The organism is Sporosarcina gallistercoris (assembly GCF_050459885.1).
GTDB classification, from domain to species: Bacteria; Bacillota; Bacilli; order Bacillales_A; family Planococcaceae; genus Sporosarcina; species Sporosarcina gallistercoris_A.
In genome coordinates, this window is sequence record NZ_JBCMNO010000027.1 from 71,972 (window position 1) to 86,425 (window position 14,454).

Annotated in this window: 18 protein-coding genes; 11 read left to right on the forward strand and 7 right to left on the reverse strand. The window is 43.6% G+C overall.

The genetic code is table 11. The features are described 5' to 3' along the window. Positions 1–48 precede the first annotated feature (48 nt). Together ctaG and ABE021_RS15075 are read left to right on the forward strand one after the other, a co-directional pair. Positions 49–963, forward strand: a complete 915-nt coding sequence (gene ctaG / locus ABE021_RS15070) for a cytochrome c oxidase assembly factor CtaG (RefSeq protein WP_430289798.1) — start codon at positions 49–51, stop codon at positions 961–963. 32 nt (positions 964–995) lie between these two features. Continuing rightward, positions 996–1,457, forward strand: a complete 462-nt coding sequence (locus ABE021_RS15075; protein WP_430289800.1) for a DUF420 domain-containing protein — start codon at positions 996–998, stop codon at positions 1,455–1,457. 63 nt (positions 1,458–1,520) lie between these two features. Here the strand turns inward: ABE021_RS15075 and ytvI are convergent, their stop codons facing one another. Both ytvI and ABE021_RS15085 read right to left on the reverse strand, forming a co-directional pair. Next, positions 1,521–2,579: a sporulation integral membrane protein YtvI gene (gene ytvI, locus ABE021_RS15080; RefSeq protein WP_430289802.1), complete on the reverse strand. Its 1,059-nt coding sequence runs from the start codon at positions 2,577–2,579 to the stop codon at positions 1,521–1,523. 97 nt (positions 2,580–2,676) lie between these two features. Then, complete coding sequence (locus ABE021_RS15085) at positions 2,677–3,042, reverse strand: YugN family protein (RefSeq protein WP_430289803.1); 366 nt, start codon at positions 3,040–3,042, stop codon at positions 2,677–2,679. Positions 3,043–3,248: 206 nt separating this feature from the next. Here ABE021_RS15085 and ABE021_RS15090 point away from each other — a divergent pair, with 206 nt between their 5' ends. After that, positions 3,249–4,316: a CAP domain-containing protein gene (locus tag ABE021_RS15090; RefSeq protein WP_430289804.1), complete on the forward strand. Its 1,068-nt coding sequence runs from the start codon at positions 3,249–3,251 to the stop codon at positions 4,314–4,316. A gap of 5 nt (positions 4,317–4,321) precedes the next feature. Here ABE021_RS15090 and ABE021_RS15095 read toward each other — a convergent pair whose 3' ends face one another. Beyond that, positions 4,322–5,062, reverse strand: coding sequence for an aspartate kinase (locus ABE021_RS15095; RefSeq protein WP_430289805.1), 741 nt, complete (start codon positions 5,060–5,062; stop codon positions 4,322–4,324). 112 nt (positions 5,063–5,174) lie between these two features. Between ABE021_RS15095 and ABE021_RS15100 the strand changes: the two genes are divergently transcribed. Both ABE021_RS15100 and ABE021_RS15105 read left to right on the forward strand, forming a co-directional pair. Then, positions 5,175–6,605, forward strand: a complete 1,431-nt coding sequence (locus tag ABE021_RS15100; protein ID WP_430289806.1) for a UDP-N-acetylmuramoyl-L-alanyl-D-glutamate--2,6-diaminopimelate ligase — start codon at positions 5,175–5,177, stop codon at positions 6,603–6,605. Between the two features lie 61 nt (positions 6,606–6,666). Beyond that, positions 6,667–7,110 carry a YlbF family regulator gene (locus ABE021_RS15105; protein ID WP_430289807.1) on the forward strand — a complete coding sequence of 148 codons (444 nt, stop codon included), beginning with the start codon at positions 6,667–6,669 and terminating at the stop codon, positions 7,108–7,110. Between the two features lie 45 nt (positions 7,111–7,155). On the opposite strand, the gene ABE021_RS15110 is transcribed toward ABE021_RS15105, so the two are convergent. Next, positions 7,156–7,935: a glycerophosphodiester phosphodiesterase gene (locus ABE021_RS15110; protein ID WP_430289808.1), complete on the reverse strand. Its 780-nt coding sequence runs from the start codon at positions 7,933–7,935 to the stop codon at positions 7,156–7,158. Between the two features lie 129 nt (positions 7,936–8,064). Here ABE021_RS15110 and ABE021_RS15115 point away from each other — a divergent pair, with 129 nt between their 5' ends. Then, positions 8,065–8,337 (forward strand): YlbG family protein, encoded by a 273-nt coding sequence (locus tag ABE021_RS15115; RefSeq protein ID WP_430289810.1) that lies wholly within the window; start codon positions 8,065–8,067, stop codon positions 8,335–8,337. A 2-nt stretch (positions 8,338–8,339) separates the two neighbouring features. Here ABE021_RS15115 and ABE021_RS15120 read toward each other — a convergent pair whose 3' ends face one another. Beyond that, positions 8,340–8,735 (reverse strand): DUF7147 family protein, encoded by a 396-nt coding sequence (locus ABE021_RS15120; RefSeq protein ID WP_430289811.1) that lies wholly within the window; start codon positions 8,733–8,735, stop codon positions 8,340–8,342. Positions 8,736–8,836: 101 nt separating this feature from the next. Here ABE021_RS15120 and rsmD point away from each other — a divergent pair, with 101 nt between their 5' ends. After that, positions 8,837–9,385, forward strand: coding sequence for a 16S rRNA (guanine(966)-N(2))-methyltransferase RsmD (rsmD, locus tag ABE021_RS15125; RefSeq protein ID WP_430289812.1), 549 nt, complete (start codon positions 8,837–8,839; stop codon positions 9,383–9,385). Between the two features lie 9 nt (positions 9,386–9,394). Next, positions 9,395–9,874 (forward strand): pantetheine-phosphate adenylyltransferase, encoded by a 480-nt coding sequence (coaD, locus tag ABE021_RS15130; protein WP_430289814.1) that lies wholly within the window; start codon positions 9,395–9,397, stop codon positions 9,872–9,874. Positions 9,875–10,010: 136 nt separating this feature from the next. On the opposite strand, the gene ABE021_RS15135 is transcribed toward coaD, so the two are convergent. Beyond that, positions 10,011–10,901: a hypothetical protein gene (locus ABE021_RS15135; protein ID WP_430289817.1), complete on the reverse strand. Its 891-nt coding sequence runs from the start codon at positions 10,899–10,901 to the stop codon at positions 10,011–10,013. 189 nt (positions 10,902–11,090) lie between these two features. Here ABE021_RS15135 and ABE021_RS15140 point away from each other — a divergent pair, with 189 nt between their 5' ends. After that, on the forward strand, positions 11,091–12,110 hold the full coding sequence (locus tag ABE021_RS15140) for a SepM family pheromone-processing serine protease (RefSeq protein WP_430289819.1): 1,020 nt from the start codon (positions 11,091–11,093) through the stop codon (positions 12,108–12,110). 1 nt (position 12,111) lies between these two features. Here ABE021_RS15140 and ABE021_RS15145 read toward each other — a convergent pair whose 3' ends face one another. Further along, positions 12,112–13,326, reverse strand: coding sequence for a nucleotidyltransferase (locus ABE021_RS15145; protein WP_430289821.1), 1,215 nt, complete (start codon positions 13,324–13,326; stop codon positions 12,112–12,114). 131 nt (positions 13,327–13,457) lie between these two features. Between ABE021_RS15145 and ABE021_RS15150 the strand changes: the two genes are divergently transcribed. Further along, positions 13,458–13,991 carry a YceD family protein gene (locus ABE021_RS15150; protein WP_430289823.1) on the forward strand — a complete coding sequence of 178 codons (534 nt, stop codon included), beginning with the start codon at positions 13,458–13,460 and terminating at the stop codon, positions 13,989–13,991. Between the two features lie 24 nt (positions 13,992–14,015). Further along, complete coding sequence (gene rpmF, locus ABE021_RS15155; protein ID WP_025785164.1) at positions 14,016–14,189, forward strand: 50S ribosomal protein L32; 174 nt, start codon at positions 14,016–14,018, stop codon at positions 14,187–14,189. The last annotated feature ends 265 nt before the right edge of the window (positions 14,190–14,454 follow it).

Below are 14,454 nucleotides of genomic sequence, written 5' to 3' on the forward strand. Positions count from 1 at the left end.
ATTTAGAGCCTATAATAGGTAGAGATATTACAAAAGGAGCTGGGGCATTTGTCGCTAAGTATATTTGGCTTCCGCGCTTTATGGAGTCCGTATTTTTTACTATTTCTCGTTCTCATGACAGTCCTTTACTTTTTACTGACAAAAAAGTGGAGAACTCGTTTTAATGGGACGGAGACTGTCACGTCCAGACAGATCACATCTTTCGTTTCTGCAATGGTGTTGTTGTATATCGTGAAAGGCTCACCAATGGATTTGATGGGACATATTTTGTTTGCTGTCCATATGGGACAAATGGCTATATTACTTTTAGTGATTGCACCGTTATTCATTATGGGGATTCCAAACTTTTTGTGGAAAAAAGTTTTCAGTTACCCGAAACTGGCAGCTGTTATCCGGTTCTTCACAAAGCCGGTTATCAGCTTAATGGTCTTTACGATCATGTTTTCGTTGAACCATTATCCACTGGTTCTGGATACGATTAAACTTAGCTTGCCTCTTCATACTGCATTTACGCTGACATTATTTTTATCAGCCTTGTTCTTGTGGTGGCCTATTTTCAACACATTGCCAGGAGAGCCTCAATTACACGGTTTGAAAAAAATCGGGTATGTCATATTGAGTGCCATCCTGTTAACTCCTGCTTGTTCGTTGATCATCTTTGCGGATGTCCCGGTCTACGAGACATACAGCAGCGGAGAAGCGTGGCTGAAAGCAATGGCACTCTGTGTTCCTGCAGGGACCTTGTCCGGTTTGACGATTTCAGGACCCGAGTTGTTCACAAGCATGCCCACGCTTTATGATCAGCAGCTTGGCGGAATCATTATGAAGGTCATCCAAGAATTATTGTATGTGTTCATCATCGGCAAGATTTTCATTACATGGTATCGCGATGAACAAGACAATGCGGATGAAATTACACGTCAAGATTTGATCAACCGAAAAAAATTATCGATTCATGGCTGATCATTACATCTGAATAGAAATGGAGAACTCGTATGAACTTGCCTTTTCTGCCGACACTGAGCACGCTGCTCATTATTATTTCTGGGGTTTTAGTTGTGATTGGATGGTTGCTGATTCGCAAAAAGCGGATGCAAGCACACAAAAATGTGATGATTGCCGCATCCATCTCAGCACTTCTGTTTTTAGTAATTTACTTATCCCGCACGATTATCATCGGGAACACGGCTTTCGGAGGACCCGACAACATTAAAATCTATTACACTGTGTTTTTGATTTTCCATATTTGTTTAGCTACGACTGGAGCCATTCTAGTTGTCCTTTCGCTTATCTCAGGACTCAAGGACAACTTACCCAAGCATCGCCGTCTAGGACCTGTGACAAGCATTGTGTGGGTTTTTGCAGCAATTACTGGCGTAGCTGTCTATTTACTTCTCTATGTATTTTACTCAGGCGGAGAAACGACTTCGATGATCAAAGCGATTTTAGGATTCTAATGTAAAACACGCATGCCCCTATCATAGGAGCATGCGTGTTTTCTTTATGGCGTACACTTCAAGCTAGATTTTAAAATTCATTTTGATAATCCCGGCTTCAATGGCTGTAGTGAAGAGGATGACGACCATAGGACCGATAAAGAATCCAAGGACTCCGAACAACTTCAAACCGATGAACATTCCGATCAATGTCGGAAGAGGGGACAATCCGATTTGTGAACCCATCACTTTCGGTTCTACAGTTCTACGGATAATCAACAATACAGCTGCTAAAATTGCTAGCTTTGTTCCCATCGCCACGTCACCGCTCACATACTCGTAAAGGGACCAAGGTGCCAGAATGATGATTGAACCTAAAATAGGAATAACGTCGATTATCCAGATGACAATTGCCATGACAACAGCATATTTCGGAACGATTAACAGCAATCCGACGAACGCTACCGCTAAAATGATGAAACTGACAAGTAATTGTGCTTTCATGAACCCAATGACTGTTGCATTCAGTTTTGTAGTCATATATCTCACTTTTTCAGCAGTTCGATCCGTCAGCAAGTTAAACGCACTTTGTTTCAGCTGAGGAAGCTCCAGCATAAACAAGAACAATGCAATTAAGAAGACGATGAAACTCACGAGGAAATTCGGGATTTCTGAAGCGAGTGCAATGATCTTTTCATAGCTCAACAGTTCAAGAAGGGAAGTTTTGAAGGAAGTGAGCGCAGCAGTCAGTTGTTCTTGTGTCGCTTTGACGATATCTGAAGGCATTCCAGAAGTATATTTAAATACTTTCTCTTGCATATCAATCCAGACGCCTGAAAGTGAGTTCAGATACTCGGGTGCATCTTTTGTGAATTGAATGATTCTGCCGATTAATGACGTAACAGAGTAGTAGATCCCTACTGCAACGAGTAACACGACAAAGATAAATACGGAAATGACAGATAATTTACGTTTCCAATTGAACTTACGCTCTACTAGCTTGACAAGCGGATCGATCATCAGTGCAGTCAGCAGGGCTAAAATTAGCGGTATGGAAACCGGGAGTATGAAGAATAGAACAGCAACTGCAATAATCACAGTCACCAATATAAGCAAAGTTCGTTTAGTTAGCCATTTTGACACCCGGCATTCCTCCAAATCGTGTATTATTTCTATTATAGCCAAAATAAATGAAAATGGATATGAAAAACCGGAGAATGGAATATTCTCCGGTTTTTCATCATTTGTTTAAGTTAAATACTTGAAGGTCTTTCACTAAGCCAGCTAGAGTTTTTTTACAGTCATTCACGACGAATGTCGGATAGAGTTCATCATCTCCGTACTCCACACCGTGTGGATAGTAGTGTTTTCCAAGTTGAGGAGTTATGAATTCAATAACTGCCTCATTCTTTCCAACATCTCCATTCGGAGTGAGACCATAGACACGCAGATAGTATACCCCTTCACTTACTGTATACTTTTTGTCGAATGTGACGCGCTCGTAGTCCCATTGTCCAGCGAGAACTAAATCATATCTTTTAGCAATTTCTTCAAGATCAATCAGGCTAACAGCCAGCTGTTCGATACCTGTGTTTAAAAAATCCATTGATTAGCTTCCTCCTTATACGACAGTCAATCGATTGCTATTCGTCTATAATCATAGAACAAAAGGAAGTCGGTTGCAATGGCAACATTGTGTCTGGGAGCGTAATTGAGAGAACTGATGAGAAAAGGGTGACTTATTCAGCTGATGTTGATTACAATGGGGGTATAGCAGTGTTTGGATAGCAGTGGTAAGAAGGGGGTGAGCAGTTGAAACGATTATGGAAAGTGCTTGTATTGTTAGTAGTTGCGCTTCTGGCAGTTTACTTTTGGGATGATGGATTTAAAGAGAACGAGCCATTGGAGTCACCTGTTCAGCCTGGGACTGCTATAAGCGGAGGGGAATCTTTCGAACAGCAGGGTGTAAGTAATGCGAAACGACCTGAAAAAGGGATTTCCACAGTCGTCGGCCGCTCTTCTGATGAATTGCTCAAGCTGTATGGTGAACCGGATCGCAAGGACCTTTCAGTTTTCGGTTTCGAATGGTGGATTTATAAAGCGAATCCGATGATAATGGCAGGAGTTCGGAATGGTAAGGTCAACCAGATCTTTAGTGCGGATCGAGAAGCGGATGTGTATCCATACGAAAATGGACAGAGCAGTGAGGATATCTATCGGAGCACCATCATAGAGTCTGAATTGGAAGTGGTCGTAGGAGAGAACCAATATACATTTGTATTGAATGGGGATGACATTAAAAACAAGATGCTCATTCAATCAGAAGGTCTTTTCACTCAATTATATATAGATGAAAAGGGTCAAGAGCTGGAAGGTGTACGATTCATCGACCCGATGACACTGGTCATGCAGCAACCTTATGATCTTTTCTATAAAGGTGAGCTCGTGGAAGTGAAAAAACCTTCCTCTAAAGATCAGATGGCAGTCGATCGTGCACTGGAGCGTCAAATTCTCGATATCACTAATGTTTATAGGAAGAACCATGATGTCGGCATGTTGAAACGGGATTACCAACTTCAAGTTGTAGCGCGCGAACATAGTAAAGAAATGGCTTTACAAAATTACTTTTCCCAAGATTCACCGACATCTGGCACACTTGCCGATCGGTTGAAATTGGCGGAAATTGACGTTAAAAAGGCAGGAGAAAATATAGCGTTGAATTATACGGATGCCATTGAGGCGGTTCATGGATGGTTGAATTCTCCTGCTCACCAAGAAGTTCTATTGGATAAAAACTTTACACATATCGGTACGGGCGTTTACGGAAACTACTACACGCAAAACTTAGTCCAGGAAATCGAAAAAACGACGATGCCTTAAAATAGTTAAGAAAAGCTTGGAATAATCCACGTTCCTTCTTCTGCTGCAGCAATTCCTCTGACACAAAGAGGGATTGCTGTTTCTTTTGCATGAAGAGCAGCACGTTTTTGAATGACGGGGCGTGTGCAGTCCAATAGCGGCAGGAATTCATCGATTGTCAGTGAATCGATTTTTTTTGCATCATTATGGATATGAGGATCTGCTGACATGACTCCTGGAACATCCTTGAAAAATTCCACGTGGGATGCTTTCAGACTGCTGCCAAGGGCAATGGCTGTCAGGTCACTCCCGCCCCTTCCGAGGGTCATGTAGTCCCCTGCTGCATTCATACCTTGGAACCCAGGAACGATCAAGCATTTATGGTGCTGCAATGCTTTTTCAATAGAGCTTGTCTCGATTGTCTCAATTGTTGCGTTCCCGAAAGGGCCTACCGTCCGAATACCGGAATTCATACTATGCATGACTTTGTTATGGATTCCTGCTTCCTCCAGTTCTGCACTGAGAACAGCGGAAGCAATCAGTTCTCCACATGCTGCTGCCAGGTCCCAAGAGGCGGTAGAGAGGGTGAAGGATGGTGTGATGGAGAGCAGCCGATCTGTTGAATATGGACTTTCCTGACGGCCAATGGCCGAAACGACAACGATGACTTTGCCGTGTGATTTCAGACCTTCTTGAATCCGATCAATACATAAACGGCGCATCCCCCGATCTTTCATCGCAGCGCCGCCAAATTTTTGGATAATCATCTCGTCTCCCAACTTTCTTCGTGACATTTACCTGATGCTTTTCATACTCTGTGGTAGGTTCACTCTTACTATATTCCCTGGAAAGAAAAACGTTCGGGAAGGAGAAACTGATTTGCATCTGATCGAATTATTGAAAGATTGGCCGTGTACGATCCAAGGGAACTGGCGAAATGTCACAATCGACTCAGTGACAGAGCATCCAAAACGTCTACAGAAGAATTGTCTGTTCATCGCAAGAAAAGGCGCTCATCATGATGGGATCGAGTCAATTGAAGAGGCATTGGAAAGAGGAGCCGCTGCAATCGTCATTGACCGTTCAGTCTCGGAGAGTGACTTGTCTAAATGGAGTCAGAGCGGCACTGCCATTGTGACAGTACCGGACTGCAAACGTTTCTTATCTTATAGCAGTGCACAATTATCCGGGAATCCTTCGGAAGAATTAACGATAATTGCGGTGACAGGAACAAACGGGAAAACTACGGTAACGCATTTTATTGGTCAGCTGCTTGCACAATTCGGTATTAAGACAGCGGTGCTGGGGACGACAGGGTGTTATATAGATGGGGAGAAAATCGAGGAAGAGCTTCCGCCATTGACGACGCCTACTGCAGAATACTTACATCCTCTATTACGTAAATGCAGAGATCGAGGAGTGACTCACGTAGCGCTGGAAGCATCTTCACTAGGATTGGAAATGGAGCGTCTTGCACATTGCCGGATATCTGTCGGAGTCTTCTTGAATATCGGAACAGATCATTTTGAAGAGCATGGCGGTCGTGAAAATTATATTGCAGCGAAAAAGAAGTTGTGTTCATTGTCTGAGCAGCTCATTGTAAATTGTGAGGATAATGAATGCATGGGGATGGTCAAGGATATAGAGCTGCCCATCCATCTCTTTGGCAGAAGTGTGGCTGGAGGATGCATGCCTTCAGAAGAATTAATCGAACCGCTGCCACCAGGTGAGCACAATCGATTGAACGCGATGGCCGCTGCATCTGTTGTGAAATTACTTGGCTTTCCGGAAAGAGAGATTTTTACTGCATTCCAGTTCTTGAAATTGCCAGAAGGTCGTATGCAGCTTGTTGAACAGGAAGGAAGGCGGGTTTTCATCGATTATGCGCATACCCCTGATGCGTTATCTGCTGCTTTGCAAGCAGTAAAGAGTTTAAACCCAAGACAGCTGATTTGTGTATTTGGCTGTGGCGGTGATCGAGACAAAGAAAAGCGTCCTGAGATGGGGAAAATCGCTGAGGATTATTGTGATACTGTAGTACTTACATCTGATAACCCACGAAGTGAACATCCGCTCACCATTATTCAGCAAATATTGAAAGGAACGGCGGACCCTGCATCAGTCCGAATAGTTTTGGACCGAAAACGCGCCATTCATCAAGCAATTGCCGCAAGTAAACCGGACGACATCGTTCTAATAGCAGGGAAAGGTCATGAAACGTCACAAATCATTGGAACTAAGGAACTCAGAATGTCTGACATTGCAGAAGCGATGACGGCCCTCCATCAGCTGGAAACACTTATGGAATGAACAAGTGATGCGTTTACTCCCTCTATTTGGTATAATGGTTTGGAATGGAGGGAAATCAAATATGATGATGACCGACGAATGGCTTGCCATCATCGAACAGACAGACGAATTGGCAGAAATGATTTTGACATCCGATGTATTATTTGCGTACCGCTCCGCTCATCATGCAGTTTACAGTGATCCGGATTTAGTGAAAAAAATCCGGAACTTTTCAGAGATGAAAGACCGTTACGAAGAGGTTCAACGGTTTGGGAGATACCATCCGGATTATAATATAGTAATGAAATCGATACGCCTCGATAAACGGGCGTTGGATATCAATGAGAAAGTTGCTGCGTTGCGTCTGGCGGAGAATGACGTCCAATACATGCTGGATGAAATTAGTGCGGAAATTGCCCGCTCCGTTTCTGAATCCGTTAAATTGCCGACGGATAATACATTTGTAACCGAATCCTCATGTGGAGGAAGCTGCGGAACTGGCGGCGGTTGCTCATGCTCAGCATAACCCGAATAGAAAACTGAAAGAGGATGGCTCATCAGCCATCCTCTTTCAGTTTTCTATTAAGGTATCCAGTTGCGCCATTGTTGTCTCGGGTGTTTCTGTAATGAATCCTGAAATACCTGCTTGTGCGAGTTTAATGACGTCATCGGTTTCGTAGTTTTCAACATACACGCAGATGTTCAGTTTGTTTAAAAATTGGACAAAACCTTCGCTAGCCGGCTGAAACGGACCAATCTTATCCCCTAATACAAAAAGGTCAGTCCGGGGATGGTAGAGGTGTCCGAAACGGCTGGTATATGCCGTATAGGCTTGCTTCAGTTCGGCAATCCCGGCTCCCGTAGCAGCTGTATGTTGAGTATACAAATTGAAACGGTCTACTTGTTCGTCATACTGACTGATGACGGCGACTTGTTCTTGAGCAGCACATTCTTCGAGCAGTTTCCAGAGCTTCGAAGGCATCAAACTCCCTTCATAGGTATCTGGTGAATCGGCTATCCGGATGATGAAAAGCAGATGAGGGTAAAGGGCGAGCATATCCTTAAGTAAGCAATGAGAGGAATCCGGATGATCCTTGCTGACGATGATGATCTCTTCATTCACTGTAAGTTTCACATCCACAGCAAATCCGTGAACTCCAAGGGAAGCAGCTTCAGCAGCTTGTTGCTCACTTTGATTGATGTCGGTTAGTTGCTGGATAACAACAGGTCCCTCGAAGTGGAGTGCCTTTTTCCCTGATCTCGCGCTTGGACGGATGATTGCTTTTGAGGCGACCCAGGCAGCCGCGCCTGCTGCACCAACTGAGAGAGCAACTTTTGTTTTTCTTCCCATGTCTAATTCCTCCTTGTTAATAAAACTGTTACGTCCATTATAAGACAAATCGGACGAACTGTCAGTAAAGTCTGGTTGCGGCTTTTTTCAAACCTATGGTATTCTAAGAGGAAGAAAAGAGGGATACTATTGGTTGATCGTCAAGGAGTTATCATTTACCTCCATCATTTGAAACAGGCGAAATCGTTCCGTAAATACGGACACGTTCACTATATATCACGACGCATGAAGTATGTGGTCCTCTACTGCAGTCAAGATGATGTCGAGGACGTCATCCATAAAGTCGAGAAACTCTCGTCAGTAAAGAAAGCAATTCCTTCATACCGACCGTTCGTGAGCACAGAATACGAAAATGTACGTCCTGACAAAGCCAAGGAATACGATTACAAAACAGGTTTGTAAGGTTAGTCGAGTGGCGGCAATAAGTGATTGAGTCGCAGTACTCCAGTAACATATTGATAAAACAATTTTGTTTCTGGAAACTCAGAAGAGTGTTTTAGTTCCACAGGGATGGGCTTACTGCCGACAGAAGCTGCTGCTTCCTCAAATACAAGTTGACGTTTTGAAACGCTCCCTTGCTTAGCGGGAATCCCTTCGCGGCATATATAAATAGGGTAAAAACCGCCTTCTCCAGCAGGCGAAAAAGAGGCGGCTAAAGAATAGGAAGGACTTCCATCTTTAGTTGCTGCTTTAAACAAAAAGGTTCTTTGCAGTCTGTCTGAATTTGTTGTAATGAGTTCGCATAATTCATAAATATCCGAGTACCCTTCACCGAGTTCAATGAATCGTTGTTGTCGCATTTGTGATGCACACACCTTTCAAAAAAGTATCTTTTCCATCATAGCATGCAGCGTGATTCTTTGCAGATCGGTTTATAGGGTAACAATAAGGGAGTTACAAAATGAGAGTGATTGCTGGCACGAGAAGGGGAATCCCTTTAAAATCCATTAAAGGGATGGATACACGGCCCACTTCTGACAAAGTGAAAGAAGCGCTGTTTAGTAAAATAGGACCTTTTTTTGAAGGTGGAATTGCAGTGGAATTGTTTGGCGGAAGTGGTTCACTTACTTTGGAAGCGCTCTCGCGAGGATCTGAACATGCCTGGATTTTCGAAAAGAATCCCAAAGCATGTGCGATCATCAAGGAGAATGCAGAGAAATGCAAATTTACGGACGAGCTCCACATAGTTCGAGGGGATGCGAAAACTGCAGCCAGTAAACTTGCTAAAGAAGGTATTCAAGCTGATTTGCTGTTTTTGGATCCACCCTATGCAAAAGAAGAACTTTATAATCTTGCATTACAGTTCGTGGAAATGGAGTTGTTGACGGATCATGCGATCATCGTTTGTGAGCATGAAAAGCAACTCACGCTTCCAACTTCATACGGTGCATTTGAAACGGTTGGGACAACAGTATACGGAGCCAGTGCAATCACTATTTACAAGAAATGAGGGTCTATCATGTCTAAAGTGGCAGTGGTGCCAGGAAGTTTTGATCCACTGACGAATGGTCATCTTGATATTATTAAACGTGCAGCAAAGATTTTCGATGAAGTCTACGTAGTAGTCATGAATAATTCAACTAAAAATCCTCTTTTTACAGTTGAAGAACGTCAAAAGCTGATTGCTCAAGCGACCGCTGAGTATCCTTCTGTGAAAATCGATACGTCTTCGGGATTGCTCATCGATTATGCAAAAAGTATAAATGCGGCAGCAATCGTAAGAGGACTGCGTGCGGTATCGGATTTCGAATATGAAATGCAGATTACATCCATGAACCGCTTTTTGGATGAAGACATTGAGACGTTTTTTGTCATGACGAAAAACCAGTATTCTTTCCTAAGTTCCAGTATTGTGAAAGAAGTGGCAAAGTACGGCGGGGATGTTTCAGCACTTGTACCGGAGACGGTCAATCGGGCACTGAAAAAAGTGTATACATAATAGAAAAACAATGGGGTGGCTGTTTTTTAGCCTCCCATTGTTTTTTGTGCTGAGCCGATCTGTCTGTTGCCCGTTTTTACACAAGCTTTTGAACTACATTTTTTAATGAACAACAGTGCAAGGTTCCGATTCGCATTCATAGAATGATATATAGGAAAACGGGAACCGCCAATATACTCCAGATACGGCCGATGACGTAAGGTTTAAGTGAAAGCCCGGCAGTACGGGCAATGACGAATACTTGCATGTGGATACTTAAGCCGTTAATGGAAAGAATGGCGGCGATTAAATACGGAAAAAGTGGGGAACCATAAAAATGCTGCGTTGCAGACTGGACACCTGATGTCATTTCAAATAACGAAAGTACAGCTGTTTTTATAATTCCCAGTTCTACGGTTGCAGCAGCTTGAATTACGCTTGTCAGGACATTCCCGAGAGATGAAAAAAACACGACAGTAGTGGCGACTAAAATGATGATGGAAGAACTTTCTTTGAAAGCGTCCAATAATGGCGCTGAACTAGGCGGTGATATTGGAGAATTGCTGATATGCGAATAGTTAGAACGTCTCGATGCCATTAACAAGAGAACAAATAGAAAAAAAAGAATATTAGCGACGTGAATGGCAATGAGCAACTTCCATCCGGCCATTGTATTTCCGAAAAGTTCCAAGCCTACATACCCGACGATGAACATGGGGCCGGGTGCATGACATGCAGCGAGAAGAAGGCTGCTTTCATAAGTGGAAAGTTGTCCGTTTCGTTTCATTTCACTCACCGTCACCGCTCCAACAGGAAATCCTCCAAATGACCCGAGTGTATACGCCTTTACGTAGCGCATCCAAGCAGGAGAAGAATTTTTAGAGACGGGTAATTTTAAAAGCCATTGGGTTAGAATGATATAAGGGAGTAAATAGGGAAGCAATGCCTGTACGAACAACTTCACGCCTGTCTCTGCTCCATCATGGGCAATCCCAGGCTGCAAAATGAATAACGCAATAAGCGCCCAAATCAAAATGACGTTAATCATGCTTCTCTTGCAAGTATAGATGGTTTTGATATCAAGCTTGCTGCTCCTTTCTCTATTGTGTGAGAAGCTCAAACAAAAAACATTGTGCCGCTCATTTTTCAGGTGGTACACTTAACCATATGTTAGATAGGTACAGGCTATTAATGGAGGTGCAGGAAAATTACATTTAAAAGAATAGGGATAACCGCCATGCTCACGATTTTGATTGCTGTGTTCATGATATATCCCCTAGACAGCTATGTATCCCAACCTGGGGGAGCGTATGAATTGTCACCACTTGTCAACGTGGAAGGCGGTGATAGGGATGACGAGGGGACACTTAGCCTCATGACCATCTCTGTTGGGAAAGCAACGCCGGCAACCTATTTATGGTCCAAGGTTTCAGACAAGATGAAGTTACTTCCTGCGAACAAAGTAAGACGTCATGGCGAGAGTGATCAGGAATACAATGTGCGGCAGCTGCGTTTAATGAGTGATTCGCAATTCAATGCGATTACGGTTGCTTTTGAAAAATCCGGAAAACCCGTTGACATCGATTTTGCGGGTATTTACATTCAGCATGTAATCGAGGGTAGTGCTTCAGATGGGAAATTGAAAGCAGGAGATCGGGTTGTCGGGGTGGATGGCAAACGGCTAATTGAACCTGATCAGTTTGCGACTTATATCACTGACCAGCGTAAAGGTGACACTATTGAAGTCGAGGGAGAGCGAGACAAGAAAAAATTCACCACGGAGATTACATTGAAGGAAATTCCAGAAGCTGAAGGGAAAGTTGGACTCGGGATTCAGTTTTTAGAAGACCGGTCTTTGAAGACGATTCCAAAAGTCGTCTTCAATACCTCTGAAATAGGCGGACCTTCTGCAGGATTGATGTTTACACTGGAGATTATGAACCAGCTAAATCCGAAAGACATTACAAAAGGCTATACTATCGCGGGAACCGGTGAAATGATGGCGGGCGGTACGGTGGGGCGTATCGGTGGAATCGACTTTAAAGTCATGGCTGCGGATCACGATGGGATGGAAATTTTCTTTGCTCCTGATGACGAGTTGCCTGAAGAAGTGAAAGCTGCGAACCCAGGCATTACGAGCAACTACGAGGAAGCTGTGAAAACCGCAGAAAAAATAGGCACGAAAATGAAAATCGTGCCCGTTAAAACGGTGGATGATGCCTTGAGCTATTTGGATACGTTGAAACCAAAAAAATAAGTTAGCCTTTACGGATCGGAGGAGTCCGATAGTCGAGTCCGAGCGCTGGATGTACCGGATCGATTCCAACAGCATACAGATCAGAGATTGAAGAGGAGAAGTTTGCCGAAGCGCTATCGAAATTCGCGAGTCGGCTCACGACAGGCAGCTTCAGCTCCTCTTTCATTTCTTTCAAATATGCTTGGCCAATGGAGGTCATACCTAGAAGTCGCAGATGATCCGGAATTTGCATGGCTGCTCGATTGCTATAAGTGAATCCAGTATAGATATGAGTGAGCATACGCTGGATGCGTGTCCATGTATAACGCTTCGATTTTACAATCCCCATGAATTGTTGGAACGTCTCTGATTGTTTTGCGGCTTTATACAGAAGGTTTTCAATTCCTTCCGTAATGTCGGCGATTGCAGTAAGCCGTTCAGGGCCATCGCGAAGAATCTGAAACCGAAGAAGTGGATAAAAGCTATCCCAGCTGCCGAATGATGTCCGCTTAGTAAGCCATTCGTTCATCGACCTATATACAGAATCAGGTACAAATTGGCGAATGTATTCAGTGCTTTGACGTTGAAAAAATTCTTTTCTGATGCCTGTAGCGCTTGCAATCGGAGTATTGTGTGCAACATCATCATGATATCCTGCCCCAAGGCGAGGAAGTGTTGCAGGCACCATGGATGATCCGATGTCCTTTGCCGCTTCCATGTAATGGAAACCTAGAATGTTGTTCGGTAATGACAAATCTACGGTCTCATCGTCGTCCGAAGAGTGTCGAATGAGTGTGGAGTAGGCTTGGTTTAATGCTTTCGGATAACTCATCCCTTGGTGCACGGATTCACGGATAAGCTCATCATACTGACTTTGGACAGAAGCGATCCGGCTAAGTGTTGTAGTAAATGGAGCGATTGACCCGTTCTCGCTACCAAAGCAATAACTGGCACAGCCAGCTGCATCTAAAAGCTGGATGGCACCGGATGCGAACGAAGGCGCGTTTGAGGTAGCACGTTCATAAGGCAATTCAAAAACGAGGTCCACTCCGTTCTCCAGAGCCATTTCTGTACGTGTCCATTTATCGATCAATGCAGGCTCACCGCGCTGCAGAAAATTTCCGCTCATCACAGCGATCACTAAATCGGATCCGGTTTGGATTTTCGCGGAGGTTGCGTGATACAAGTGACCATTGTGGAAAGGATTATATTCTACGACAACGCCGACAGCTTTCATGAAAAATCACTCCTAGTTGAATAATTCTATTCGTTTAGTATAATGAACTAAGCGTTCAAGTGACAAGAAAATATCTTGACATCTTTTTTTATCCGCTATATAATCAAAAGTGTTGTCTTGAGGTGATAGGCATGAAATGGTCAATTCATCAATTGCGTAAGTTCAGGCAGGGTGCAATGCCGCTTGACGAAGTGGTTGATCTTGGATCTGTAAGGGAAAGAAACCCGGAAATCCGGGCGATTTCACCTGTTCAGTTAACAGGTAGTTGTACGGTTGGTTCGAAAAAGATAACGTTTCACTTCCATTTGGAAGGTTCGTTGACATTGCCCTGTGCACGCACATGGGAAGATGTCCATTTTCCGTTCTCTATTGAGACGGACGAGCAGTTCAGTTGGGACGAGGACGTGTTGGCACAAGACGATGAAATCCATCCGATTACGGGGGATGTAGTCGATCCAATGCCCCTTTTTGAAGAACTCATTCTTTTGGAAGTACCGTTACAGGTTTACTGTGACGATGCGGATACCATGACGGAAGCCTCCGGCACGGGTTGGTCTTATACGACTGACGAAGAGTACAATGAACACATAACAGAAGAACAGGATAAGAAGACGGATCCTAGACTTGCAGGCTTAGCAAGATTTTTTGAATCCGATAACGACTAGTCGAAATTAAGGAGGTGCCCTCTAATGGCAGTACCAAAAAGAAGAACATCTAAAACCAAAAAGAACATGCGCCGTACGCATTACAAGTTACAAGTACCTGGTATGACAACTTGTGAAAACTGTGGTGAAATGAAATTGGCACACCGCATCTGTAAGTCATGCGGTCAATACAAAGGGAAAGTCGTTGTAGGCGAATAAGCAAGATTCTGCCGCAATTCCCTGATAGCAGTTGCTATCTAAAGACTACCGTGAGACCATGGCTCACGGTAGTCTTTTTTTTATACATAAAAATCGGTTCTATAATATTTGTTGGGGTGTAGGCTCAATTTGAATAAAAAAATGCACGCAATCACCATTTCTTTTATACTTGAATTGTCGAGAAACAAGTAAATGAAAGGTGATGCGTGCATATGAATAATACCATGAATATTCCGGGTTTAAAAGGTGTAGAGGTTAAGAAAAT

Coding starts and splice junctions, on each gene's coding strand:
- ABE021_RS15075 (WP_430289800.1), top strand. CDS start 996: ATGAACTTGCCTTTTCTGCCGACACTGAGCACGCTGCTCATTATTATT.
- ABE021_RS15085 (WP_430289803.1), bottom strand. CDS start 3,042: ATGGATTTTTTAAACACAGGTATCGAACAGCTGGCTGTTAGCCTGATT.
- ABE021_RS15095 (WP_430289805.1), bottom strand. CDS start 5,062: ATGATTATCCAAAAATTTGGCGGCGCTGCGATGAAAGATCGGGGGATG.
- ABE021_RS15105 (WP_430289807.1), top strand. CDS start 6,667: ATGATGATGACCGACGAATGGCTTGCCATCATCGAACAGACAGACGAA.
- ABE021_RS15110 (WP_430289808.1), bottom strand. CDS start 7,935: ATGGGAAGAAAAACAAAAGTTGCTCTCTCAGTTGGTGCAGCAGGCGCG.
- ABE021_RS15120 (WP_430289811.1), bottom strand. CDS start 8,735: ATGCGACAACAACGATTCATTGAACTCGGTGAAGGGTACTCGGATATT.
- rsmD (WP_430289812.1), top strand. CDS start 8,837: ATGAGAGTGATTGCTGGCACGAGAAGGGGAATCCCTTTAAAATCCATT.
- coaD (WP_430289814.1), top strand. CDS start 9,395: ATGTCTAAAGTGGCAGTGGTGCCAGGAAGTTTTGATCCACTGACGAAT.
- ABE021_RS15135 (WP_430289817.1), bottom strand. CDS start 10,901: ATGATTAACGTCATTTTGATTTGGGCGCTTATTGCGTTATTCATTTTG.
- ABE021_RS15140 (WP_430289819.1), top strand. CDS start 11,091: ATGCTCACGATTTTGATTGCTGTGTTCATGATATATCCCCTAGACAGC.
- ABE021_RS15145 (WP_430289821.1), bottom strand. CDS start 13,326: ATGAAAGCTGTCGGCGTTGTCGTAGAATATAATCCTTTCCACAATGGT.
- ABE021_RS15150 (WP_430289823.1), top strand. CDS start 13,458: ATGAAATGGTCAATTCATCAATTGCGTAAGTTCAGGCAGGGTGCAATG.
- rpmF (WP_025785164.1), top strand. CDS start 14,016: ATGGCAGTACCAAAAAGAAGAACATCTAAAACCAAAAAGAACATGCGC.